The following is a 23,668-nucleotide window of genomic DNA, read 5'->3' on the forward strand; positions in this document are numbered from 1 at the left end:
TGGCGCGGGCGACGGGACTCGAACCCGCGACCTCCGGCGTGACAGGCCGGCACTCTAACCAACTGAGCTACGCCCGCTTGACGTCCCGCCCCGTTTCCGGCGGTGTCGGCGGTTTATGGTCACCGCCCTGGGCTGTCAAGCAATCCGGCGGCGCATTCCGAGGGAATCGCGTGCCTTGCTCGGCTGGCCCGAATGGGCGGGCCGGATAAGACGGCGAGGGCCGCGATCGGCCGGCATTGAAACCGGGTCGCTTTTCTGTCATACGCGCCTCGCGTTGAACCGCCCGGCCGATCGGGCTGCCGTGGCGGCTCGTGCTGCTCCATCAGAAGCATCAACCGAGCGCATCTCTTCGATCCCAACTGGATCGGAGCCGCTGCGCGTTCAGGAGAGCCAAATGCCCAAGCTGAAAACCAAGTCGGGCGCGAAGAAGCGCTTCAAGATCACCGGCACCGGCAAGGTCATGTATGCCCAGGCCGGCAAGCGCCACGGGATGATCAAGCGGACGACGAAGCAGATCCGCAACCTGCGCGGCACCACCACCCTGTTCGAGGGCGATGCCGCCAACGTGAAGAAGTACTTTTTGCCGAACAGCCGGTAATTCGTCCTTCACCTGCCGAGACTGCTTTTTCTGATCCAGGAGATACCCAATGGCCCGCGTCAAGCGCGGCGTGACCAGTCACGCGAAGCACAAGAAAGTCCTCAAGGCCGCCCGTGGTTATTACGGTCGCCGCAAGAATACGATCCGGATCGCCAAGCAGGCGGTCGAGAAGGGCATGCAGTATGCCTACCGCGATCGGAAGAACAAGAAGCGCACGTTCCGCGCTCTCTGGATCCAGCGCCTCAACGCCGCCGTCCGTGAGCATGGCCTGACCTATTCGCGCTTCATCAATGGCCTGTCGATCTCCGGCATCGAGGTAGACCGCAAGGCCCTGTCCGAGCTCGCCATCCACGAGCCGGCCTCCTTCGCCGCCGTGGTCGAACTCGCCAAGGCTGCCCTTCCGGCCACCAAGGCCGCTTGAGTCGAGCGTGCGGCTCGTCCTGAGCCGAGCGCTGTTCTTCCTGACAAGGCGTGGCGCCCATGCGGAGCCGCGCCTTTTCGTTTTCCGAGACAGCCTGGGGCTTTACGGGCATCGCCCGCTTGCATTGCGGGTCGCGACCCGCAAAACCCTCGGCCAAGCCCGATCGCGCCCGCCCGATCCGTGAGGACCGGTGCATCAGCCGGTGAGTTGAACCGATGACCGACCTCGACACCTTGGAAGCCGACCTGCTGCGTCAGGTCGCGGAAGCCTCGGACGAGCCGACGCTCGATGCCGTGCGCGTCGCAGCGCTGGGCAAGAAGGGGTCTGTCTCCGAACTCCTGAAGACCCTGGGCGCGATGACCCCGGACGAGCGTAAGGCGCGTGGTCCCCTCATCAACGGTCTGCGAGACCGGGTCCAGGGTGCTATCGGCACGCGGCGGGACGCCCTCGCCGAGGCCGCTTTGAGTGCTCGCCTCGCGGCCGAGCGCATCGACGTGACCCTGCCGGTGCGCGAGGCGCCCGAGGCGCGGGGCCGCATTCATCCGATCAGCCAGGTCATGGACGAGATTACCGCGATCTTCGCGGATATGGGCTTCTCGGTCGCCGAAGGCCCCGACATCGAGACGGACGATTACAACTTCACCGCCCTCAACTTCCCCCCTGGCCATCCGGCCCGCGAGATGCACGACACCTTCTTCCTGGCCCCCGACCGGAACGGCCAGCGCAAGGTGTTGCGCACTCACACCTCGCCGGTCCAGATCCGCACCATGCGGTCGCACGAGCCGCCGATCCGGGTGATCTGCCCGGGGCGCACCTATCGCCATGATTCCGACCAGACCCACACCCCGATGTTTCATCAGGTCGAAGGGCTGGTGATCGACAAGGCGGCCAACATCGCAAACCTGAAATGGGTGCTGGAGGAGTTCTGCCGCACGTTCTTCGAGGTCGAGGCCGTGAAGATGCGCTTCCGGCCGTCGTTCTTCCCGTTCACCGAGCCCTCGGCCGAAGTCGACATCCAGTGCTCGCGAAAGGGTGGCGAGATCCGCTTCGGAGAGGGCACCGACTGGCTGGAGATCCTCGGCTGCGGCATGGTCCACCCCAACGTCCTGCGCAATTGCGGCCTCGACCCCGACAGCGTTCAGGGGTTCGCCTTCGGCGTCGGCATCGATCGCATCGCCATGCTGAAATACGGGATGCCGGACCTGCGCCCGTTCTTCGAGGCGGATGTGCGCTGGCTCGACCATTACGGCTTCCGGCCGCTCGATATACCGAGCCTGGTCGCTGGGTTGACGGGCTGATCCGCCGCCCTCGCGGTCCGGCGAGACCGGGCCACCCTTCTCCATTCTGCTGGGCGACGGACCAGCCCGCGTGACCGGGCGCCGGAACGCCGAGGGACCCAAGCGATGAAATTCACCCTCTCCTGGCTCAAGGACCACCTCGACGCGGAGGCTTCCCTCGAGACGATCAGCGAGACGCTGACGCGGATCGGCCTCGAGGTCGAGGGTATCGAGGATAAGGCCGCGAGCCTGAAGCCCTACGTTGTGGCGCATGTGCTCAGCGCCGAGCAGCATCCGAACGCCGATCGCCTGCGCGTCTGCTCGGTGGATGCCGGCGACGGCCGGCCCGTGCAGGTGGTCTGCGGCGCACCCAATGCCCGCGCGGGCATGAAGACGGTCTTTGCTCCCCCCGGCACCTACGTGCCGGGCAAGAACATCACCCTGTCGGTGGGCAACATCCGCGGCGTCGAGAGCCTGGGTATGCTTTGCTCCGGCGCCGAACTCGGTCTGGGCGAAGAGTCCGACGGCATCCTCGACCTGCCCGAGGATGCGCCGACGGGCCAGCCCTACGCGGTCTACGCCAAGCTCGACGACCCCGTCATCGAGATTAACCTGACGCCGAACCGACCGGATTGCACCGCGATCCACGGCATCGCCCGCGATCTCGCCGCCACCGGTCTCGGCAGCCTGAAGCGCCCGACGCAGCCGCCGGTGCGCGGCGAGGGCGACTGCCACGTGTCCGTCACCCTCGATTTCGAGCCGGTCGATCAGGGCCTCTGCCCCTACTTCACCCTGCGTCTCGTGCGCGGCGTGCGGAACGGTCCGTCGCCGGACTGGATGCAGGCCCGCCTGCGCGCCATCGGCCTGCGTCCGATCAATGCGCTCGTCGACATCACCAACTACCTGACCTTCGACCGGGGTCGCCCGCTCCACGTCTTCGACGCCGCCAAGGTGCAGGGCGGCCTGGTCGTGCGCCGCGCCCGTGACGGCGAAGGCCTCAAGGCCCTCGACGGCAAGACGTACGCGCTCACCAGCGACACCGTCATCATCGCCGATGCGAACGGCGTCGAATCGATCGGCGGCATCATCGGCGGCGAGGCTTCCGGCTGCGACGCGGGCACGGTCGACGTGCTGATCGAATCGGCGCTCTGGGACCCGGTCAACATCGCCCAGTCCGGGCGCCGCCTCGGCATCATCACGGATGCCCGCTACCGCTTCGAGCGCGGGGTCGACCCGACCTACACCCTTCCGGGCCTCGACCTCGCCACCCGCCTCGTCCTGGAGATCTGCGGCGGCACGCCGAGCCAGCCGTTAATCGTCGGCGAGCCGCCGGCGACCGAGCGCGTCATCGACTTCCCATGGACGGAGACCCGTCGTCTGGCCGGCATCGAGCTCTCCCGCGCCGAAATGAAGGTGACCCTGGAGGCCCTCGGGTTCCACGTCGTCGGCACCGGCGACCGGGTGAAGGTGCTCACCCCGTCCTGGCGCCCGGACGTCGAGGGGAAGGCCGATCTCGTCGAGGAGATCATCCGCATCGCCGGGCTCGATCGCATCGAGCCCAAACCCCTGCCGCGCATCGAGGCGGCCGTGGGCAAGCCGGTGCTGACCGTGATGCAGAAGCGCACGCGGTTGGCCAAGCGCGCGCTGGCGAGCCGCGGCCTCGTCGAGGCGGTGACCTGGTCGTTCATTCCCCATGACGACGCGGTCCTGTTCGGCGGTGGCGGCACGGATCTGGCGCTCGCCAACCCGATCGCCGCCGACCTGTCGGATATGCGCCCGAGCCTCGTCCCGGGACTGCTCAGGGCAGGCCAGCGCAACGCCGATCGCGGCAGTGCGGACGTCGCCCTGTTCGAGGTCGGACAGTGCTTCGCCACCGATCAGCCGGAGGGACAGACCATCCGGGCGGCCGCGATCCGCCGGGGCAGCGCGAGCCATGCGGGTGCCGGGCGCCACTGGGACGGGCGCACGGTCACCGTCGATGCCTTCGACGCCAAGGCCGACGCCCTGGCTCTCCTGGCGAGCTTCGGTATCCCGACCGGAGGTCTGCAGATCGTGGCCGGCGGGCCCGACTGGCTCCATCCCGGTCGCTCCGGCACCCTGCAGTTCGGACCGAAGAACCCGGTCGGATATTTCGGTGAGGTGCATCCGCGCGTGATGAAGGCCCTCGATCTCAAGGGCCAGCTCGTCGCCTTCGAGATCACCCTCGACGCGGTGCCGCTGCCGAAGCATCGGCCGACTAAGGTCAAGCCAGCGCTTGCGCTCTCGGACTTCCAGGCGATCTCGCGCGACTTCGCCTTCGTGGTCTCCCGCGACGTCGCGGCCGGCGACATGGTCAAGGCCGCGCAGGCGGCCGAGCGCAAGCTGATCGCCGGCATCGACGTGTTCGACGTGTACGAGGGCGTCGGAATTCCGGACGGCTCGAAATCGGTGGCGATCGCGGTTCGCCTCCAGCCCGTGGAGCGCACCCTGACCGACGCGGAGATCGAGGCGGTGACCGCTCGGATCGTCGCCGAGGTCGGTCGCAAGACCGGCGCGACGTTACGCTCCTGACGAGGGACATCCCCATGATAGACCCGGACCTCGTCGCAGCCCTCTCTGCGGCCAAGCACCTCCCGGCGGCCGAGATCCGGCTGGCGCTCGCCGAGCCGGAACGGATCGCGGATACGGTACTCGACGTGCTGCGCCGCGCAGGGGCGGGTGACGAACTGCCGGAATCCGAGGCTGACCTCCTGTTCTGGGGCATCCATGTGCTCGCGACCGTGCGCGACACGCGCCTGTTTCGCCCGTTCCTCGCGCTGCTGCGTCACGACGGCGACACTCTCGACGCGCTTCTCGGGGACGCCGTCACCGAAACGCTGGCCCCGATCCTGAACAGTGTCTTCGATGGCGATTCCAGCTCTCTCATCGCGCTACTCCTCGATTCCACGGTCGACGATGACGTCCGCAACGAGCTGTTCGCGGTTCTCACCTACCTGACCCAGACCAAGCAGATCTCACGGCAAGAGACGCACGATCTCCTGGTGCGCTTCGACGACAAGCGCGCGGCGGTCGAACGCGACATCGCCTGGTTCGGCTGGGAGGAAACCATCGGGCTCCTCGGTTTCAACGACCTCGTGCCGAGGGTCGAGGTGGCGCGCAACGACGGGCGCATCGAAGCCGACGTCAGCGACGCACCCTGGCTTCGCAAGGTCCTGCGCGAGGCGGAATCCAAGCCCGACGACCTGGCTCGCTTCGACCCCGTTCGCCACGCGACCCTGGACGATCCGATCGCGGCACTCTCCTGGACGGCGGAGGATTTCGGGCAGCCGGTGCGCAACCCGTTTAAGCATGTCGGCCGCAACGACCCGTGCCCATGCGGAAGCGGCAAGAAATTCAAGAAGTGCTGCCTGGATACGCTCCCCGCCTGAGCGAGGAGAACTCCGCCAGCAGGTGAGGGCGGAGCAGCACCCAGGGTTATTCCTGAAGCCACCAAATTTTCGACCGGTGAACGACCGCTTTAATCCCTGCGCACCCGAATAAAATACCAGCACAGCAATGTGCGATTCGGTCCTTTCAGCCTTGGCGGGCCCCTTGTGCGCGGCAGCGTGACCGAACATATTTCGCTGCGAGGCGTCGCACGGCGCCAGAGGTCGTATGCGTGAGCCTCATTCCGAAATCACACGCTGAGAGAGCTTCCAAAGGAAACTCCCATGGCATTCGATAACAGCCCCTTCCGGTACGGCGCTCAGCCGACCGGGTACGCCGGCAGCCAGGTCGAGATCGACCAGGGCCTGCGCACCTTCATGCTGGGCGTCTACAACAACATGGTCGTCGGCCTCGGGATCTCGGGTCTCGTGGCGCTGGGCCTCAACATGGCCGCCGTCGCGCAGACCGCGACCGGCCGCGTCGCCCTGACCCCGTTCGGTCAGCTCCTCTACACGAGCCCGCTCAAGTGGGTGATCATGCTGGCGCCGCTCGCCTTCATCTTCATCTTCTCGATGAAGATGGACCGGATGTCCGCCTCTTCGGCGCGCCTGACCTTCTTCGCCTTCGCGGCGGTGATGGGTGCCTCGATGTCCTCGCTCCTTCTCGTGTTCACGGGCGCGAGCGTGGTTCGGGTGTTCTTCATCACGGCGGCGACGTTCGGTGGCTTGAGCCTCTACGGCTACACCACCAAGCGCAGCCTGTCGGGCATGGGCTCGTTCCTGGTGATGGGCCTGATCGGTCTCGTCATCGCCTCGCTGGTGAACATCTTTTTCGCTTCCTCGGCGCTTCAGTTCGCGATCTCGGTGATCGGCGTCCTGATCTTCGCAGGCCTCACCGCGTACGACACGCAGAAGCTCAAGGAGATGTTCCTCTACAGCGGCGCCGATGCCGAGGGCGCCGCGAAACTCTCCGTGAACGGTGCTCTGACACTGTATCTGGACTTCATCAACATGTTCCAGATGCTGCTCTCGCTCCTTGGTGATCGCCGCTAAGCGACGATTATACCGCAGACCAACGAAGAGGCCCCGGCGGAAACCGCAGGGGCCTTTTTGCTGGCTACAGGAATAAATCTGTTCGGTGTTGAAGCGCCTCAGACCGCCCGCAGCGGCGGTTCCAGGACCGCGAGCACCCGGGCTAGATCCGTCCCGCGCTTCATTACCAGACCGGATGCCGCGACCACCGCATAGGCGCCCTGGCGCCGCGCGAGCTTCGGGTCCTTCTCGACCCGGTACAGTGGCATCTCGGAACTTCGCCGGTAGATCGAGAACACCGCCTTGTCGCGCCGGAAATCGAGGGCGTAGTCGCGCCACTCCCCCTGGGAGACCATCCGTCCGTAGAGATTGAAGATGACGCGCAGCTCCGTGCGGTCGAAGGCAATCTGGGGCGTAACCGGCGCTGTCGGGAATGGAATGACCCGGGCCGCGGGCTCGGATGATCGCGGGTCGGCACCGGTAGGCTCGGTCATCGTCACTCCTGTTCCGGGTCTCGGTCTTCATCATGGTGTCGCGCTTTGAACCCCGCAAGGGCAGCGATTCGGTGGCGCGCTCGGAAACACATCACCACGATTTTGCCGCCATCGGGCCCAGCGTCGGCCTTGATGAAACGCGACACCTGTGTCCGAAACTTCGTCGATCCTGCCCCCGGCGCGGCGTCCGATCTTACCGGCTCCCCAGCTCTTCGGCCGGCGCCCGGCTCGGCAGGACCGACACTCCAGAGGTTTCGAGACCCAAGGACTTCAGGCCGCCTCTTCGGAGTGCGGCCCTTTTTTTGCCCCTTGCGAGAATGTCAGTCTGCGGCGAGAAACACGGCATCCGAACAGGGACTGGATCTCCCGCTCAGGGACCGCCGTGGTCAGCTTCGATGCCGCCTTTCGTCAGACGCTCGCGGAGTTGTTCGCGTGGCGGCGCGACGTGCGCCGGTTTCGCACCGATCCGGTGGACGAGCCGCTGCTGCGCCGCTGCCTCGACCTCGCAGCCCTCAGCCCCTCGGTCGGGAACAGCCAGCCCTGGCGCTTCGTGCGCGTCTCCGATCCGCTGCGACGCGCGGAAGTCGTCGCCAGCTTCGAGCGCTGCAACGCCGATGCGGCCGAAGCCTACGGGGCCGAGCGGCGGGAAGCCTACGTCCGCCTGAAGCTCGCAGGCCTGCGCGAGGCGCCGGTCCACCTTGCGGTGTTTTGCGACGAGGCCACCGAGACGGGGCACGGTCTGGGCCGCGCCACCATGCCGGAGATGCTGCGCTACTCGGTGGTCACCGCGGTCCAGACGTTCTGGCTCGCAGCCCGCGCGCAAGGGCTGGGCGTGGGCTGGGTCTCCATCCTGGAGCCGGAGACGGTGTGTGAGACGCTCGGCGTGCCGTGTGCCTGGCACCTCGTCGCCTATCTCTGCGTGGGCTATCCCGTCGAGGAACACGCCGACCCGGAGCTCGTCCGGCACGGCTGGCAGCAACGCCTCGAGACCGGCATGCCCCTCATCGAGCGCTGATCCGGCAGGGTTACCAAGGCCCGAACATCATCGCGCGCTTTTATGCGAACGATGCGGGAGCGGTTTTACCGCGCTCGCCAATACCTCCGGGATAACCCCTCGCGTCCACCGCGAATTACCGGAACGCCAACCGGCGCCTGCCGATTGTCAGCGGGCTCGCGGTCACGCTTTCGGAGTTACGGGTCATGGTGCGTCAGGGAATTTTGGGTGCGGTCGCGGCGGTCGCGATCCTGGGACAGGGGCTCGCGGCGGCGCCGGCCCAGGCCCGCGAGGTTGTCGCCTTCCACGAGGGCGTGATGCCGGGTTCGATCGTCGTGCGCACATCCGAGCGCCGGCTCTACCTCGTCAACGGAGACGGCACCGCGATCCGCTACCCCGTGGCGGTGGGAAAGCCCGGTAAGCAGTGGAGTGGCGCCACCCAGATCGACGGAAAATACGTGGAGCCCGCCTGGGCACCACCGCGCGAGGTCAAGCGCGACAATCCCCGCCTACCGTCCGTCATCGCCGGCGGTTCACCCTCGAACCCGATGGGTTCGGCGGCGATGACCCTCGCGGGCGGCGAATATGCCATCCACGGGACCAACCGGCCGAACTCCATCGGGACCTACGCGTCCTATGGCTGCATCCGCATGTACAACCAGGACGTGGTCGATCTCTACGAGCGCGTCTCGGTGGGGACGCAGGTCTACGTCACCCGCTGAAGCGCGCCAGGTCCGGTCTCAGCGTGCAGGCGGGGACGTCGCCTCGATCGCCGTGAAGGTTTCGAGGATGGCATAGGTGTGTTCGGCGCCCTGCGGCACCAGCCAGGAATCGCCCGCCTCCAACACCACCCGCTCGCCGCTGACCGTGAGTTCGGCCCGGCCCGAGATCACATAGCCGACCGTCTCGTAGGGGCGGCTCGCAACGGGCTTCTCCGTGCCGGGCGGCTCGTCGCGCCACATCCGCATCGCCACCGTCAGCCCACGCGCCAGGGCGACTTCGCCATGCGGGCCTTCGCACGCGTTCCCGCTGGAAATCTTCACGGCCATGATCGTCGCTCCCGTCATCCGCCTCGTGGCCGGGACAACGGGGGGCGGTTGCGGACGTTCCGGTCCCGCCTGCGTCCGTGCGGACTCCAGGGGGCTCAGAAGTCGACAGCGATGCCCTTGATCTCCCAATCGTCGTAGCGCACCGGCTCCAGACCACCCCGGCCCTGGCGCTCTCTTGCGGCGGCGATCTCGGCCGCGCGGGCGTCGATGGCGGCGCGCCGTTCGGAAGCCTCCGCCAGGGCCCGGGCGGCTTCCGGCGTCAGGGCACGCTGCGGCGGGGCCGGTGGCGTCGCATCGGCGTGGTTTTCCTTTCGCTCCGGGCTCGTCATGGCTTGCATCTCGGTGTGGCGGGTGGAAGGGCAGGGGCAACGGACTACAGAAGCGGCCCGCCTCGCGCGGACCCATGCTCCAGGAAGTGGCATTCATGGCGACACGCCGCAATACGGATGCGCCGACGGCGCCGATCGACCACAGCGTCGCGGGCCTGGCCGCGCGCCAGGTCGCGCACGGCGCGGTGGCCGATCTCATCGGCAAGACCCGGGGGTTCGCCCTGGAGGACGCGCTCGCGCAGGCTGGGCAGGCCGCCGGCCTGGATGCCGCCGATGCGGGTCTGGCGCGGGCCATCGCCACCGCGACCTTCCGGCGTCTCGGTTTCCTGCGCCGGGTGCTGGCCGCGCGGCTGTCGCAGGGCTTGCCGGAGGACCAGCCGCGCCTCGTCGCGCTTCTGGCCACCGGCGCCGTGCAGATCCTCGACCTCAACGTGCCCGACCATGCCGCCGTCGATCTCGGCGTGCGCCTCGCCAAGGCCGACCCGCAGCTCCAGCACCTTTCCGGGCTCGTGAACGCCGTGTTGCGCCGGATCGTGCGCGAGCGCGCCGAGATCTTGGCCCAGCCCGGGGATCCGCTCTCCGACAACACGCCGGATTGGCTCGCCCGGCGCTGGAACGCCGCCTACGGCCAGGAAACGGCCCGCGCCATCGCGGCAGCCCATCTTCAGGGGGCCGCCCTCGACATCACCGTGCAGAGCGACGCGGCGGAATGGGCCGAGCGCCTCGGCGGCGTCGCCCTGCCGACGGGGAGCGTGCGCCTGCATGAAATCCGCTCCCCCGTCGCCGAACTGCCGGGCTATGCCGAGGGGCAGTGGTGGGTGCAGGACGCCGCCGCCGCGCTCCCGGCGATCCTCCTCGGCGTGAAGCCGGGGGACCGGGTAGCCGATCTCTGCGCCGCGCCTGGTGGCAAGACGGCGCAGCTCGCCGCAGCCGGCGCTTCGGTGCTCGCGGTCGACCGCTCCAGTCCGCGCCTCGAACGCCTGTCGCAGAACTTTTCGCGCCTCGGGCTGGAGGCCGAGATCCGCGTTGGCGACGCCCTGGCGCTGCCCGACGAAGCGGCCTTCGACGCGGTGCTTCTCGATGCGCCGTGCTCGGCCACCGGCACCCTGCGGCGCCATCCCGACGTCGCCTGGACGAAGACCGAAAGCGACATCGGCCGGCTCATCGGTCTGCAGAAGCGCCTGTTCGACAAGGCCGCGACCCTGGTTCGCCCCGGCGGCCGTCTCGTCTATTGCACCTGCTCCCTGGAGCGGGAGGAGGGCGAGGCGCAGGTCACGACCTTCCTCACCCGCAACCCCGACTTCGAGCGCGTCCCGGTGCGGCCGGAGGAACTCGGCGGCCTCTCCGAGGTCATCGACCCATCGGGTGACCTGCGAACGCTGCCCGCCCACCTCAACGGCGTGGCGCCCGAGGCTCGCGGGGGGCTCGACGGCTTCTTCGCGACCCGCCTTCGTCGAAAGGCGTGAGGCATGCGGGCTGGACGCGTCGCCCCGGTATGGTGCGCCGCCGTCGCGGCAGCCTACGCCTTTGGGGCGACTCCCGCCGAAGCTCAGGTCGATCCGCGCATTCTCCCGCAGCGCCCGGCCTATGCGCGCAATCCCACCTGCGCCCCGGTCGAGACCAGTATCCCGCTCGAGGAGCATGAGGGCACACGCGACGTCGGCCTCTCGCCCTCACCGCGCGAGATGCCGCTTAACCAGGGCGAGAGCGCGATCTGCTTTGCCTACGCCACCGCCGACATGATCTCGCATCGGCTCGGCCGCCCGATCTCGCCCCTCGACGTCGCCACGAAGAACTACTTCGCCGATCCGGAGCGTCTGGCATCGATCCCCGCGCTGCGCGATCACCTGAGGGCTCACCCGAACTGGCGTGCCGATATCGCCTGGAGCCGCAACTCCGCCGAGATGTCGAACATCGGCAACCCGAAGCTGCTGCCGTACTTCGACAAGATCGAGGGCGGGGAGGAGGACACAGCGGCACTCCTCTACAATGTCGGCGGCCTGTGCGAGGACCGCGACCTGCCCTCGAACGACGGCTACCGCTACGCCAATCCGACCCTGAGCCGCCTGCGCTATCGCAGCCGCCTCGCGCCCCGGCGTATGAGCTTCCGAAGTCTTTCCGGAACCGTGCCGCACCTGCGTGACCTGCGCACCGACACCTTCAACGCCGGTTGGATCGCTCATGTCGAGTCGCGCTGCCGGCGCGTGCCCCTGCCGGTACCGCTGCTTCCCGTCAGCTACCGGGTCGCCGCCAACCAGGCCGAGTTCGTCGAAATGCGGGACTCCGGCACGCCGCCGAGCCCGCAATCCATCGGCCGCATCCTGGCGATGATCGATTACGCCCTGGATCACGGCCGGGTACCGACCATCGGCTACAGCTGGTACCTGCTGGAGGACCGAGATCCGAAGGATCCGGACCTGCACGCCGACCATGCCAGCCCCGTCATTGCCCGGCGCAAGGTCGGCGGCACCTGCGAGTACCGGGTTCAGGACAACACCGGCGAGTATTGCGCCCGCATGCGCCCCGGAATGCGGGAGGCCTGCGAGAACGGTCGGGTCTGGGTCGGCGAGGATGCCCTGCGCCGCACCCTCTACAGCGTCACCTACTTGCGCTGATCGCCCCGTCTGAGCCATCCGCTCGAACAAAGGGCTCCGGGGGCCGTTGTGCCGTTAACCATGAGGACGAAAAGCATGCAGACGCGCTGGATGACGTTGCGAGACATCGCCGAGGACCGCCACATCACCCTCGCGGAGGCACGGGCACTCGTCGACGCCTTGCGCTGCCCGAAGGTGTTTCGCCCGGATTCGACGCTCTATCTCGTCTGATCTCCGGCTCAGAGAATGCGCCGGTCGAGGCGGATGATCCGGCAAGGCTCGCCGGCCTTCGCGGCGGGCGCGTGCGGCGCGCGGACCAGCAGTGCCTCCGCCGAGCCGAGGATGAACAGCATCGACGAATCCTGGCGGTTCTCCGGGTGGACGATCGGGAGCCTGTCCGGCGCGGTCTCGATTCGAGCGCGCAGATAATCCTGGCGCAGGTCGTTCTGCGCAAGATCACAGCCGAGGATTGCCGGCTCCGATCGATCCGCCGCCGCGTGTGGGTCACCGAGGAGCGCCCGGAGCACCGGGACGACGAAGAGCAGCCCGCAGACCACCGACGCCACCGGGTTTCCGGGCAGACCGAGCACCGCCATGCGGCCGAGCCGCCCGTGCATCAGGGGCTTGCCGGGGCGCAGGGCCACCCGCCAGAATCCCAGTTCGAGGCCCTGCGCATGCAGGGCCGATTGCACGAGATCGTGGTCGCCCACCGAGGCGCCGCCGAGGGTGACGAGCAGGTCGGCCTCCGCAGCCACCGCGCGGCCTATGGCCTGGTCGAGGGCCGCGAGCGTATCTCCGGCGATGCCGAGATCGACCGCCTCCGCCCCGGCCTCCCGGACCAGGGCCGCCACCGCGAGTCCGTTGGAGGCGACGATCTGATCCCAGCGCGCGGGCTCTCCCGGTGCGACGAGTTCGTCCCCGGTGGCGAGGATCGCGACGCGCGGGCGTCGCCGAACGCTCAAGTTCCCGTGGCCGCCGGCTGCCGCCAGCGCGATGCGGCGGGGATCGAGGGTGTCGCCGGCGCGCAGCAGCCGGTCGCCCACTTTGAAGTCGAGGCCGCTCGGACGAATGAAGCGGCCGGGTGCCGCGGGCTCGCGGGCCGTGACGGCCTGCGGCGTCGCCTCGGCGTTTTCCTGGATCAGGATCGCGTCGGCGCCGTCCGGCACCGGGGCTCCGGTGAAGATCCGTACCGCCTCACCGGCCGCGATCGTGCCGGTGAAACCATGTCCGGCCGAGCTGACGCCGACCAGCCGGAGGGTCGCGGGCGGGGTCGCGACGTCGGTGCTGCGTACCGCGTAACCATCCATCGCAGACGCCCGGAAGGGCGGTTGCGTACGGGTGGCGCAGACGTCCTCGGCCAGCGTTCGACCGGCGGCTTCGGCAATCTTGACGGTCTCGGCCGAGACGGGGCCTGGAATGCCGGCGAGGACGCGCGCGAGCGCCTCGGCGACCGGGATCATCCCGCTCAAACGTCGCCCTCGGCGCGGTAGGTGCCAGAGCGCCCGCCATCCTTGGCGAGCAACCGGATGCCCTCGATACGCATGCCGCGATCGGCCGCTTTGACCATGTCGTAGATGGTGAGGCAGGCGACGGAGACGGCGGTGAGCGCCTCCATCTCGACGCCCGTCGGACCCAGCACCTTCACCTCGGCCGTCACGCGCAGGCCGGGCAGGCTCTCGTCGATCTCGCAATCCACCCGGATCTTCGAGAGGAGCAATGGGTGGCAGAGGGGGATGAGTTCGTGCGTCCGCTTCGAAGCCATGATGCCGGCGAGCCGCGCCGTGCCGATCACGTCTCCCTTCTTGGCGTCGCCCTCGCGGATCAGCCGCAGCGTCTCGGGCAACATGACCACGGCGCCCGTGGCGCGCGCGGTGCGGGTGGTGGCGTCCTTCTCCGAGACGTCGACCATGTTGGCCGCGCCCGAGGCGTCGAGATGCGTGAGTTCGGCCATACCTCGTCCTCAGGCTTTCGCGTCACCGAAGAGCAGGCGGCGGGTGGCCGCCGTCACGTCGGCCTCGCGCATCAGGCTTTCCCCAACTAGGATGGTGTCGAGACCGCTCTTGGCGAGGCGTACCACGTCGGCATGGCCCGCGATGCCGCTCTCGGCTACCGCGATCCGGTCCTTCGGCACGCCTTCGGCCAGCCGGATCGCCGTCTCGAACGAGACCTCGAAGGTCTTGAGGTTCCGGTTGTTGATGCCCACCAGACGAGTGTCGAGGGGGAGGGCACGCGCCAGTTCCTCGGTGTCGTGGACCTCGACGAGCACGTCCATGCCGAGGTCGTGGGCGGTCTCCACGAGGGCGGCGGCCTCGTCGTCGTCCAGGCACGCCATGATGACGAGGATGCAGTCGGCGCCCCAGGCGCGCGCTTCGAACACCTGGTAGGGCTCGAACAGGAAGTCCTTGCGCAGCACCGGCAGACCGCAGGCCGCGCGCGCCTCGGTGAGGTATTCGGGCTTGCCTTGGAACGAGGGCGTGTCGGTGAGCACCGACAGGCAGGTGGCGCCCCCGGCCTCGTAGGCGGCGGCGAGGATGGCGGGATCGAAATCCGCCCGGATCAGTCCCTTCGAGGGAGAGGCTTTCTTCACCTCGGCGATCAGCGCCGGTCGCTTCTGCGCGATATGCGCCGCGATGGCATCGGCAAAGCCGCGTGGGGGCGAGACGTCGGCGATGCGCTTCTCGAGCTTGGTCTGCGGCACCCGCAGCTTGGCCTCGGCGATCTCGCGGCGCTTGTAGGTCTCGATGCGGGCGAGAACGTCCTTGCGCTCGGCCGGGGCATCGGGGGCATGCTCGGACATGGGAGGCCTTCAGGCGTTCGAGCGAAGGTTCGAGAAGAGGACGAGTTTGTCCAGGGTGGTGCGCGCGGCGCCGCTGTCCAGGGCCGCGCCAGCCCGGATCACGCCCTCGGCGAGCGTCTGCGCCGCCTCCGCGACTACGAGGGCCGCGCCCGCATTCAGCACCGCGATGTCGCGATAGGCGTTGCGCGCGCCCTCCAGGACCCGGCCCAGGGCGGTGGCGTTGTGCTCCGGGTCGCCGCCGCGCAGATCTTCGAGACCGTGCAGGGGTATGCCGACCTCGCGCGGGTCGATGGTGAAGCGCGAGACGCGGCCGGCTTCCAACGCCACCACGGCGGTCGGGCCCGTCACCGTGATTTCGTCGAGGCCGTCGCTGCCGTGAACGGTCCAGACCCGGTCGCTGCCGAGTTCGGCGAGGACGCCGGTCAGCGGCTCGGCCCAGGCAGGCGACGAGACGCCGAAGAGCTGTCGCCTCACCCCCGCCGGGTTCGCCAGAGGGCCGAGCATGTTGAAGATGGTCCGCGTCGGCAGTTCGGCGCGCACGGGCGCCACGTGGCGCATGGCGGCGTGGTGGGTCTGGGCGAACATGAAGCACAGGCCGGCTTGCGCGAGGCACAGGCTCAGTTCGTCGGGGCCCAGGCCGATGCGCACCCCCAACGCCGCGAGCACGTCGGCGGCGCCGGAGCGCGAGGTCGCCGCGCGGTTGCCGTGTTTGGCCACCGGCACGCCGCAGGCGGCCACGATGATCGCGGCCAGCGTCGAGACGTTGTAGCTTCCCGAATGGTCGCCGCCCGTGCCGACCACGTCTATGGCGCCCGAGACCGCATCCACGGGGATCATCCGCGCGCGCATGGCTTCGACCGCGCCGACGATCTCGTCGGGGGCCTCGCCGCGCACCTTGAGCGCCATCAGAAATGCGCTGGCCTGGACCGGCGTGACCTCGCCGGAGAGCAGGTGGTCGAAGGCGCGTCGCGCCTCGTCGCGGTTCAGGCCCGCGCCGGTGGCGACCTTCGCGAGGAGGGGCTTGAACGATTCCATGGGGCTCGGGCGCAGGGGGCTTCGGGCGCAGGATCCGGCGCTGACGACCGGAAACATTTCTGAAGGACGACGTCGCCCGTCAATGCACGCCGTCGCGGTCCTTGTCACGCGCCGCGTTCCAGGCACTCGCGATGTCCAGGAAATTGCGCAGGATCTGCGATCCGTGATGCGAGAGGATGCTCTCGGGGTGGAACTGCACTCCGTGAACGGGCAGGTGCGCGTGCTCCAGGCCCATGATCAGGCCGTCCGCCTCGGCCGTCACGGTGAGATCGGCCGGGCAGCCACCGCGCTCCACCACCAGGGAGTGATAGCGCGTCGCGTCGAAGGGTCCGTTCAGGCCGCGGAAGATGCCGGACGCCCGGTGCCGGATGCTGGAGACCTTGCCGTGCATGGGCGTCGGCGCCCGCACCACGTCGCCGCCGAAGGCCTGCCCGATGGCCTGGAGACCCAGGCAGACCCCGAAGATCGGAATCTCGGCGGACAAGTCCTTGACCACGTCGAGGCAGATGCCGGCCTCGTTGGGCGAGCAGGGGCCGGGCGACAGCACCACGGCGTCGGGGCGGCGCGCGCGGATCTGGTCCGTGGTGATCGCATCGTTGCGCACCACGTCGATCGAGCCGCAGAGCGGACCGATGAGATGGACGAGATTCCACGTGAAGGAATCGTAGTTGTCGATGACGAGGACGTCGGACATCTGTGCTTCGCGCGCGGGCATGATCGCGGTTTGGCCCGAGTCCCGCGCGTGGTCAACCGACGCTTTCGCTCGCTACTGCCCCCGCCGTGCCCGGCTCGCGAACACCACCGCGTCTTCCGCCGCGCGGAACAACGCCTTGGCCTTGTTGACGCATTCCTGCTGTTCGGAAGCCGGGTCGGAATCGTAGACGATGCCGGCGCCCGCCTGGACGTGCATGCGACCGTCCTTCACCAGCGCCGTGCGCAGCACGATGCAGGTGTCCATTTCGCCGCGCGCGCCGAAATAGCCGATGCAGCCACCATAGGGCCCGCGCTTCTCGCGCTCCAGTTCGTCGATGATCTCCATCGCCCGCACCTTGGGCGCGCCCGAGACCGTGCCGGCGGGAAATCCGGCGGCGAGCGCCGCCAGCGTATCGTGCTTCGGGTCGAGGTCGCCCTCGACGTTCGAGACGATGTGCATGACCTGGCTGTAGAATTCGAGGAAGAACGACCCCGTCACCGTGACGCTGCCGATGCGCGCGACGCGGCCGACATCGTTGCGGCCGAGATCGAGCAGCATGAGGTGCTCGGAGCGCTCCTTCGGATCGGCCAGGAGTTCCTCGGCCAGCGCCTTGTCCTCGGCCGGGTTCGCGCCGCGCCGGCGCGTCCCCGCGATGGGCCGGATGGTGACGCGGCCCTCGCGCACCCGCACCAGGATTTCGGGGGAGGAGCAGACGAGCTGGAAGGACTCGAAGTCGAGGTAGCACAGGAAGGGTGCCGGGTTCGTCCGGCGCAGGGAGCGGTAGAGCGCCAGGGCCGGCAGGGTGAAGGGCGCCTCGAAGCGCTGCGACAGCACCACCTGAAAGACGTCCCCGGCGACGATGTACTCCTTGGCCCGGGCCACCATCGCCAGGTACTTCTCAGGCGTGGTGTTCGACACAGGCTCAGGATGCGCGATCTCGCGCGGGTCGATGCGGGCCTCGACCGGCAGGGGGCCTTCGAGCGCTTCGGCGACGCCCTCCAGTCGCGCAAGCGCCGCCTCGTAGGCAGCGCGCGCGGAGATCCCGGGGGCAGGGCGCACGGGGCCGACCACCGTGATGAGGTCGCGCACGGAATCGAACACCACCATGACGCGCGGGCGCACCAGGATGGCGTCCGGCACCCCGAGCGGGTCGGGATTCGGCTGCCCCAGATTCTCCATGGCTCGGACCATGTCATAGCCGAGATAGCCGAACAGGCCCGCGGCCATCGGCGGAAGGGCGTCGGTGTCGCCCTCGGCCCCGATGGCGCTCTCGGCGATGAGCGCACGCAGGCTCGCCAGGGGCGCTGCGCATTCGGGCGTGAATTGCGTCAACCCGGGGTCGCGCGCGATCTCCGCCCGACCCTCGCGGCAGCGCCAGGCGAGATCGGGGTCGAGGCCGATCATCGAGTAGCGTCCGCGCACGGCACCGCCCTCGACGGATTCGAGCAGGAAGGCAGGGCCGGCATGGCCCGCCCGCAATTTCAGGAAGGCCGCCACCGGCGTCTCTAGGTCCGCCACCAGGGTGAGGTGGAGGAGGGAGGGCCGGCCGGTCTCGTAGGCTTCGGCGAAATCCGTGAAGGCGGGGTCCTGATGCATCGCCGCGTCAGTACTCGCCGCCGCCGATGGCCCGGCGGAAGGCCGCCTGGTTGACGGTGACGCCCACCGCGTTCTGCACGTCGCCGATATACTGACCGAGCACATCGTCGGCGATGGTCGGCTGGAAACGCTTGGTGATCGCCTCGTCGGCGGGCGTTCCCGGCACGTAGGCCGGCATGGTCGCGGAGGTGACCTTGAATAGGGCGCGGCTCTCGCCGGCTTCCGCCGACGCGGACTTGCCGGTCGCGGTCGCGAAGACGCGGTTGACGACCTCGGCGGTGAGGTCGCCCTGCGCCTGGTTGCGGGCCAGATCGTTCAGGGTCTGGACGGTGAGCCCGGCTTCCGCCGCCACGGCCTCCACGGCCTCGCCCTTGTCGAGGCGGGCGGAGAGGTCCTTGGCCTTGGCGACGAGACGGCGCTGCGTCTCGGCCGCGCGCCACCGGGTGACGACCTCGTCACGGACGTCCGTGAGCGGCTTGTCGTGGGCCCGGTCGATGTTCGCGATGTCGTACCAGATATAGCCGCCGTTCTTGGTGCGAAGGGGCTCGTTGTCCCCGCCCATCTCGGCGCGGAACAAGGCGGTCAAAGTGGTGTCGCGGTCTGGAATGCCCTCCACCGCGTTCCCCGCCGGGTCGAGCCCCTGGGCGGTCACGGCCGGGATCGTGCGCAGCGGCAGGTCGCGGTCCTTGGCGATGTCGGCCAGCGGCTTGGTGTTGGCGCGCTGATCCTCGATGGCGTCATGCGCGGCGTCGATGCCGCTGGTGGCACGCTCGAGCGCGATGGCTTTGGCGATGTCCGCCGAGACGTCGGCCAGGGGCTTGACCGTCTCCGGTTCGATCGCGGTGACGCGCAGGAGCACCGTGCCGAAGCGACCCTTCACGGGCTGGCTGATGCCGTTCAGCGGCAGGCTGAAGGCCGCCTCCGACACGGCGGGATCGAAGAGCTCGGCCTTCGAGAGCGTGCCGAGGGAGAGGTTCTTGGCGTCGGCGCCGGTCTCGGCGGCGACCGCCTCGAACGGCTTCTCGCCGGCCTCGAGCGTCTTGCGCGCGGCCTCTGCGGCTGCGGCGTCGGGGAAGACGATCTGCTGGATGGTGCGGCGTTCCGGGGTGCCGTAGCGTGCCTTGTCGGCGGCGTAGCGCTTGGCGATGTCCTCGGCGCTCACCGCGTCGGCCTTCGCCATCGCCTGCGGGTCGAGGACCAGCAGGGTCACGTTGCGGGTCTCGGGCGCGCGGAAGGCGAAGGTGTTTTCCGTGTAATAGGCCTTCACCTCGTCCTCGGTCGGCGCCGGGATCTCGCCGGCCACGGAGGGGGGCAGCATCATCAGCGCCACGCCGCGCCGCTCCGTGGTATAGCGATGCACCGCCTCGCGCAGGGCCTCCGGCACGTGCAGGTCGGCGGCCACCGCCTCGGCGAGCTGGAGGCGGGCGGCCACGGCGCGCTGCTCGCGCACGAAGGTGGCTTCGGTAATGCCGGCGCGCTGGAGCGTCTGGTAGAACAGGGCCGGATCGAACTTGCCGTCCGCGCCCTGGAAGCTCTTCTCTTCCTGGATCGCCCGCAGCACCGCGGCGTCCGGGATGCTGAGGCCCAGGGCCGCCGTCTGCTGGTCGAGGGACGCCTCGCTGACGAGCTGCGCCAGCACCTGCCGGTCGATCCCGAGGGCGCGGGCCTGGTCCGGGGTCAGCGTCCGGCGGGTCTGGCTCTGATAGCGCTGGAGCTGGTTCTGGTAGGCCGTGCGCACGGCCTCGGCCGAGATCTGGGCCTTGCCCACGGTGGCGACCGTGTTCGAGGATCCTGCCCGGAAGAACTCCTCGACGCCGAAGATCGCGACGCCTGCGATGAGGAAGGTGAAGACCACCGTGAGGATGATCTTGCCGAGCCAGTGCTGGCTGGCCTTGCGCATGTTCTGCAGCATCGAACGTCCGGGTACCCGTGAGCAGGCGCGGCCTCGCGCCCATCCTTCCAGGGAAAGCCGCTCGCGATAGACCATCCGGGCTGTCATCGCAAAGGCCGTCTGCCGGTTTGCGCCGCCCCCGGGGCTCTGTTAGGGGCGGGCCAACCGCGAAGCGACGCCCTATCAGCGAGGACCGGAATGACGAAGTCGGGGCGACGGCCTCTGGTTGCCGGCAACTGGAAGATGAATGGCCTGCGCGGATCGATCGCGATGGTGGAAGCCGTGCGCAACGGCATGACCCCCGAACTGTTCGAGGCGGTCGATCTCCTGATCTGCCCGCCCTCCACGCTGATCGCGTCCTGCGTCGCGGCGACCTACGGGTCGCCCATCGCCATCGGCGGCCAGAACCTGCACGCCAAGCCGAACGGCGCCTTCACGGGCAGCATCTCGGCGGAGATGCTCGGCGATCTCGGCGCGACCTACGTCATCGTCGGGCATTCCGAGCGCCGCGCCTATCATCACGAGACCGACGACGGCGTCCACGCCAAGGCGCTGGCCGCCCGTCGGGCGGGCCTCTGCGGCATCATCTGCGTCGGCGAGACCAAGGAAGAGCGCGAGGAGGGACGCACCCTCGACATCGTGCGCGCGCAGCTCGCCATCGGCGTGCCGAAGGGCGCCAGCGCCAAGGACACGGTCATCGCCTACGAGCCGGTCTGGGCCATCGGCACCGGCCTGACCCCGACGCCCGCCGACATCGCCGAGGTGCATGCGAGCTTGCGCGAGATGCTGGGTCAGCTCATCGGCGCCGAGGCTCAGGCGGTGCGGATTCTCTACGGCGGCTCGGTCAAGCCGAGCAACGCCCGCGAGCTGATGGCGGTCGACAATGTCGACGGTGCCCTGGTCGGTGGCGCCAGCCTCGTCGCCGACGATTTCCTCGGGATCGCCCGCGCCTACCTGCGCTGAGCCCGGCTGCCTGCCTTTCGCTCGCGCTTTGGCGCCAAACCGGTCGGGCTTCGAGGCGGGTGACGTCATGGCCTGGCATTCGGATGACGATCTGGCCTGGGCCGTCGAGGAGGCTTGCCTCAACGCGCGTCCTTCGCCCGTGGAGATCAGCCTCGGCGGTTGGCTCCTGCGCGCCTCCGGCGGGCCGACCCGCCGGACGAATTCCCTTAACCCCCTGCGTGGACGGCGCGACGATCCGGCGGCGGTGATCGCGGCGGCCGAGGCGGTCTATCAGGGGCTCGGCCGACCGCTGATCGTCCGCGTCCCCGATCTCGCGCCCGAGATGGACGCCCTGCTCGACCGCCTCGGCTACCGTGCGGAGGGCGAGACGGTGACGCTGTTCGCTGATCTGGCAGGTTCGGACGGTGAGGCGCCGGATGGCCTCGTCCTGTCCCGCGATCCGGACGAGGCCTGGTTTGCCGCGCGTGCCGCCTGTGAGGGAGCGGTCTCCGCCCTGGCCGAGGACACCTACCGAGCTTCCCTGGCCTGCCTCATCCTGCCACGTGCCTTCGTGCGCCTGATGCGTGATGACACGTCCGTGGCGGTCGCCTTCGGCGCCGTGCATCGCGGGCTTCTCGTCCTCGAATCGGTGGCGACGCATCCGGAACACCGCCGGGCCGGATACGCGATCCTGCTGGTCGACGCACTGATGGCCTGGGCCCGGCGACAGGGGGCAGACGGGGCCTGCCTCCAGGTCGTGGCCGGGAATGCGCCGGCCCGCGCGCTCTACGCCAGTCTCGGGTTTTCCCGGACGCTCTACGGGTATCGCTACCGGCGACGCGACTGACGGCATCCGTTGCGCGTGCCCGACCTTGAAGGCTTGTCAGAGCTTGAAGGCTTGGCGCGCGAGCAAGCGCCAGCGTCCGCCATCCCGGTGCCAGACCTGAAGCACGCCGATATGGACGGGCACGGTCTTGCCGTTGGCCACCGTCTCGCCGTCGAAGACATGCCGGACCACCGCATTCTCGCCAACGACGGCCGCCGTCCGGTTCGACAAGACGATGCTGGGGAAACTGGAGCGCCGGCTCGTCAGGGCCTCCACGAACGCGGATTTGTCCTGCACGGCGCCGCTCGAATGCCCGTAGCTCAGGCCATCGAGGACGAGATCGTTCAGCGCCGTTCCGTCGGCGGAGAGAATCGCCTGCGTCAGTGCGTCCACCGCCGCCTCCACCTCGACCTCCGGGCCGGCGGCGTGAAGGGCTGACGGCGCGAGGCAGGCGGCCCCAAGTCCGGCACCGAGTGCGGCACCCAGCAGGGCGGCACGGAGGCTCGAACGACGGGTTGCGAACATGGCTGTCCTCCGGTGCGGCGTCGGGGCGGCGCATGCGAGGCACCGCGTCTCGCGCGAACACAGCATATTCGCCCCGCTCAAGCGAGGAGCGAGGCCACACCGCCGTCGTATCTCTGCGGGCGACCCGGCGGTTGGCGAGGCCAGCCATCTGGTGTATGGCCCACCCAATATGTCGGTGGTGCCGGGACTTTCTCGTCCGTGGCCTGCCCGCGTTCGATCCCACTTCTTCGCCAGTTCGGGGTCTGTGCGCGCATGGTGAAGACTCCGGAAAGCCGATGCAGACCGTCCTGATCTCGATTCACCTCATCGTCGTCCTCGGCCTCATCGCCGTGGTCCTGCTCCAGCGCTCCGAGGGCGGCCTCGGGCTCGGCGGCGGCGGCAGCGGCGGTGTCGCGGGGTTCATGACCGGGCGCGGTCAAGCCAATGCCCTGACGCGCGCGACCGCGATTTTGGCCGCGCTGTTCTTCACCACCAGCATGGCCCTTGCGATCCTGTCGCATCGCGGCGCCGCGCCCCGCTCGATCCTCGAGGGCAGCGCGACCGGCCAGCCCGCGACCCAGCCGAATGCCGGCAACCTGCTCGACACCCTGCGTGGTCAGGGCGGCGCGGCGCAGCCGGGGACACCGGCCGACGTCCCCGTGACGCAGCCGGCCCAGCCGGCCGTGCCGCAGGCGCCGCAATCGCGCTGATCGACGGTTCTTCTCTACCGGCAACGTCCGGTTGAAGTCTTCGTGTGAGCGTGCAGGACGCCCGCAGAACAGATTTCCAGATCAAGACAGCAAGACAAGACACGGCGTCCGAGTGATCGGGCGCCGAATATCGTTCCGAAGCCATCCCGGGATCGCCGCCTCTCTGCGTGTATGCACTCGCATCGCGGGGGATAAGCGTTTTTGTGGTTTGGCGAATCGTCCCCCCTTGTTTATGGACCGAGGCCCATGACGCGGTACGTTTTCATCACCGGCGGCGTGGTCTCCTCGCTCGGCAAGGGTCTCGCATCGGCAGCGCTCGCGGCCCTGCTCCAGGCGCGCGGCTACAAGGTCCGCCTGCGCAAGCTCGACCCCTATCTCAACGTCGATCCGGGGACGATGAGTCCCTACCAGCACGGCGAGGTCTTCGTGACCGACGACGGTGCGGAGACGGATCTCGACCTCGGTCATTACGAGCGCTTCA

General features: G+C 68.8%; 25 protein-coding genes, 1 tRNA gene and 1 pseudogene. 15 read left to right on the plus strand and 12 right to left on the minus strand.

Annotated features, from left to right (window positions below; genetic code table 11):
* Window positions 1–77: transfer RNA gene (locus JWQ05_RS15515), tRNA-Asp, on the minus strand.
* Between the two features lie 317 nt (window positions 78–394).
* On the opposite strand from JWQ05_RS15515, the gene rpmI reads away from it, so the two are divergent.
* The 6 genes from rpmI to JWQ05_RS15545 all read left to right on the plus strand — a co-directional run bounded on the left by rpmI (window position 395) and on the right by JWQ05_RS15545 (window position 6,753).
* Window positions 395–598, plus strand: coding sequence for a 50S ribosomal protein L35 (gene rpmI, locus JWQ05_RS15520; RefSeq protein WP_018044555.1), 204 nt, complete (start codon window positions 395–397; stop codon window positions 596–598).
* 49 nt (window positions 599–647) lie between these two features.
* A complete protein-coding gene (rplT, locus tag JWQ05_RS15525) occupies window positions 648–1,019 on the plus strand; it encodes a 50S ribosomal protein L20 (protein ID WP_299660054.1) in 372 nt (123 codons plus the stop codon).
* Between the two features lie 215 nt (window positions 1,020–1,234).
* Window positions 1,235–2,317, plus strand: coding sequence for a phenylalanine--tRNA ligase subunit alpha (gene pheS / locus JWQ05_RS15530; RefSeq protein WP_299660056.1), 1,083 nt, complete (start codon window positions 1,235–1,237; stop codon window positions 2,315–2,317).
* Window positions 2,318–2,422: 105 nt separating this feature from the next.
* Window positions 2,423–4,846: a phenylalanine--tRNA ligase subunit beta gene (gene pheT / locus JWQ05_RS15535; RefSeq protein ID WP_299660058.1), complete on the plus strand. Its 2,424-nt coding sequence runs from the start codon at window positions 2,423–2,425 to the stop codon at window positions 4,844–4,846.
* Between the two features lie 14 nt (window positions 4,847–4,860).
* Window positions 4,861–5,703, plus strand: a complete 843-nt coding sequence (locus tag JWQ05_RS15540) for a DUF1186 domain-containing protein (protein ID WP_299660061.1) — start codon at window positions 4,861–4,863, stop codon at window positions 5,701–5,703.
* A gap of 282 nt (window positions 5,704–5,985) precedes the next feature.
* Window positions 5,986–6,753 (plus strand): Bax inhibitor-1/YccA family protein, encoded by a 768-nt coding sequence (locus JWQ05_RS15545; protein WP_299660064.1) that lies wholly within the window; start codon window positions 5,986–5,988, stop codon window positions 6,751–6,753.
* Between the two features lie 98 nt (window positions 6,754–6,851).
* Here JWQ05_RS15545 and JWQ05_RS15550 read toward each other — a convergent pair whose 3' ends face one another.
* Window positions 6,852–7,226 (minus strand): DUF2794 domain-containing protein, encoded by a 375-nt coding sequence (locus JWQ05_RS15550; protein ID WP_299660066.1) that lies wholly within the window; start codon window positions 7,224–7,226, stop codon window positions 6,852–6,854.
* Window positions 7,227–7,608: 382 nt separating this feature from the next.
* Between JWQ05_RS15550 and bluB the strand changes: the two genes are divergently transcribed.
* Window positions 7,609–8,241 carry a 5,6-dimethylbenzimidazole synthase gene (bluB, locus tag JWQ05_RS15555; protein WP_299660068.1) on the plus strand — a complete coding sequence of 211 codons (633 nt, stop codon included), beginning with the start codon at window positions 7,609–7,611 and terminating at the stop codon, window positions 8,239–8,241.
* A gap of 185 nt (window positions 8,242–8,426) precedes the next feature.
* Window positions 8,427–8,942 carry a L,D-transpeptidase gene (locus tag JWQ05_RS15560; RefSeq protein WP_299660070.1) on the plus strand — a complete coding sequence of 172 codons (516 nt, stop codon included), beginning with the start codon at window positions 8,427–8,429 and terminating at the stop codon, window positions 8,940–8,942.
* An 18-nt stretch (window positions 8,943–8,960) separates the two neighbouring features.
* Here the strand turns inward: JWQ05_RS15560 and JWQ05_RS15565 are convergent, their stop codons facing one another.
* Together JWQ05_RS15565 and JWQ05_RS15570 are read right to left on the minus strand one after the other, a co-directional pair.
* Entirely contained in the window at window positions 8,961–9,269 is a 309-nt protein-coding gene (locus JWQ05_RS15565) for a cupin domain-containing protein (RefSeq protein ID WP_299660072.1), read from the minus strand.
* Between the two features lie 95 nt (window positions 9,270–9,364).
* On the minus strand, window positions 9,365–9,598 hold the full coding sequence (locus JWQ05_RS15570) for a DUF1674 domain-containing protein (RefSeq protein ID WP_299660075.1): 234 nt from the start codon (window positions 9,596–9,598) through the stop codon (window positions 9,365–9,367).
* 95 nt (window positions 9,599–9,693) lie between these two features.
* Here JWQ05_RS15570 and JWQ05_RS15575 point away from each other — a divergent pair, with 95 nt between their 5' ends.
* The 3 genes from JWQ05_RS15575 to JWQ05_RS15585 all read left to right on the plus strand — a co-directional run bounded on the left by JWQ05_RS15575 (window position 9,694) and on the right by JWQ05_RS15585 (window position 12,423).
* Window positions 9,694–11,064, plus strand: a complete 1,371-nt coding sequence (locus JWQ05_RS15575; protein ID WP_299660077.1) for an RsmB/NOP family class I SAM-dependent RNA methyltransferase — start codon at window positions 9,694–9,696, stop codon at window positions 11,062–11,064.
* Between the two features lie 3 nt (window positions 11,065–11,067).
* Window positions 11,068–12,213: a hypothetical protein gene (locus JWQ05_RS15580; RefSeq protein ID WP_299660081.1), complete on the plus strand. Its 1,146-nt coding sequence runs from the start codon at window positions 11,068–11,070 to the stop codon at window positions 12,211–12,213.
* Window positions 12,214–12,288: 75 nt separating this feature from the next.
* Window positions 12,289–12,423, plus strand: a complete 135-nt coding sequence (locus JWQ05_RS15585) for a hypothetical protein (protein WP_299660084.1) — start codon at window positions 12,289–12,291, stop codon at window positions 12,421–12,423.
* A gap of 8 nt (window positions 12,424–12,431) precedes the next feature.
* Here the strand turns inward: JWQ05_RS15585 and glp are convergent, their stop codons facing one another.
* The 7 genes from glp to JWQ05_RS15620 all read right to left on the minus strand — a co-directional run bounded on the left by glp (window position 12,432) and on the right by JWQ05_RS15620 (window position 20,226).
* A complete protein-coding gene (glp, locus tag JWQ05_RS15590; protein WP_299660087.1) occupies window positions 12,432–13,661 on the minus strand; it encodes a gephyrin-like molybdotransferase Glp in 1,230 nt (409 codons plus the stop codon).
* A complete protein-coding gene (gene moaC / locus JWQ05_RS15595) occupies window positions 13,658–14,143 on the minus strand; it encodes a cyclic pyranopterin monophosphate synthase MoaC (RefSeq protein ID WP_299660090.1) in 486 nt (161 codons plus the stop codon). Before moaC ends, glp begins: the two co-directional genes overlap by 4 nt.
* Before the next feature lie 9 nt (window positions 14,144–14,152).
* A complete protein-coding gene (trpC, locus tag JWQ05_RS15600) occupies window positions 14,153–14,989 on the minus strand; it encodes an indole-3-glycerol phosphate synthase TrpC (protein ID WP_299660093.1) in 837 nt (278 codons plus the stop codon).
* Window positions 14,990–14,998: 9 nt separating this feature from the next.
* Complete coding sequence (trpD, locus tag JWQ05_RS15605) at window positions 14,999–16,024, minus strand: anthranilate phosphoribosyltransferase (RefSeq protein ID WP_299660096.1); 1,026 nt, start codon at window positions 16,022–16,024, stop codon at window positions 14,999–15,001.
* 79 nt (window positions 16,025–16,103) lie between these two features.
* Window positions 16,104–16,718, minus strand: a complete 615-nt coding sequence (locus tag JWQ05_RS15610) for an aminodeoxychorismate/anthranilate synthase component II (protein ID WP_299660099.1) — start codon at window positions 16,716–16,718, stop codon at window positions 16,104–16,106.
* 72 nt (window positions 16,719–16,790) lie between these two features.
* Entirely contained in the window at window positions 16,791–18,314 is a 1,524-nt protein-coding gene (trpE, locus tag JWQ05_RS15615) for an anthranilate synthase component I (RefSeq protein WP_299660102.1), read from the minus strand.
* 7 nt (window positions 18,315–18,321) lie between these two features.
* Entirely contained in the window at window positions 18,322–20,226 is a 1,905-nt protein-coding gene (locus JWQ05_RS15620) for a peptidylprolyl isomerase (protein WP_299660104.1), read from the minus strand.
* 177 nt (window positions 20,227–20,403) lie between these two features.
* Here JWQ05_RS15620 and tpiA point away from each other — a divergent pair, with 177 nt between their 5' ends.
* Both tpiA and JWQ05_RS15630 read left to right on the plus strand, forming a co-directional pair.
* A complete protein-coding gene (gene tpiA / locus JWQ05_RS15625; RefSeq protein WP_299660106.1) occupies window positions 20,404–21,168 on the plus strand; it encodes a triose-phosphate isomerase in 765 nt (254 codons plus the stop codon).
* A 67-nt stretch (window positions 21,169–21,235) separates the two neighbouring features.
* Window positions 21,236–21,994: a GNAT family N-acetyltransferase gene (locus JWQ05_RS15630; RefSeq protein WP_299660108.1), complete on the plus strand. Its 759-nt coding sequence runs from the start codon at window positions 21,236–21,238 to the stop codon at window positions 21,992–21,994.
* Between the two features lie 36 nt (window positions 21,995–22,030).
* Here the strand turns inward: JWQ05_RS15630 and JWQ05_RS15635 are convergent, their stop codons facing one another.
* Entirely contained in the window at window positions 22,031–22,498 is a 468-nt protein-coding gene (locus tag JWQ05_RS15635; RefSeq protein ID WP_299660111.1) for a nuclear transport factor 2 family protein, read from the minus strand.
* A gap of 275 nt (window positions 22,499–22,773) precedes the next feature.
* On the opposite strand from JWQ05_RS15635, the gene secG reads away from it, so the two are divergent.
* Window positions 22,774–23,187 carry a preprotein translocase subunit SecG gene (gene secG / locus JWQ05_RS15640; protein ID WP_299660115.1) on the plus strand — a complete coding sequence of 138 codons (414 nt, stop codon included), beginning with the start codon at window positions 22,774–22,776 and terminating at the stop codon, window positions 23,185–23,187.
* 246 nt (window positions 23,188–23,433) lie between these two features.
* Window positions 23,434–23,668 (plus strand): annotated as a pseudogene (locus JWQ05_RS15645) (CTP synthetase); the annotation flags it as partial.

Origin of the sequence: Methylobacterium sp., from assembly GCF_028290105.1 — a bacterium.
Classification (GTDB): domain Bacteria; phylum Pseudomonadota; class Alphaproteobacteria; order Rhizobiales; family Beijerinckiaceae; genus Methylobacterium.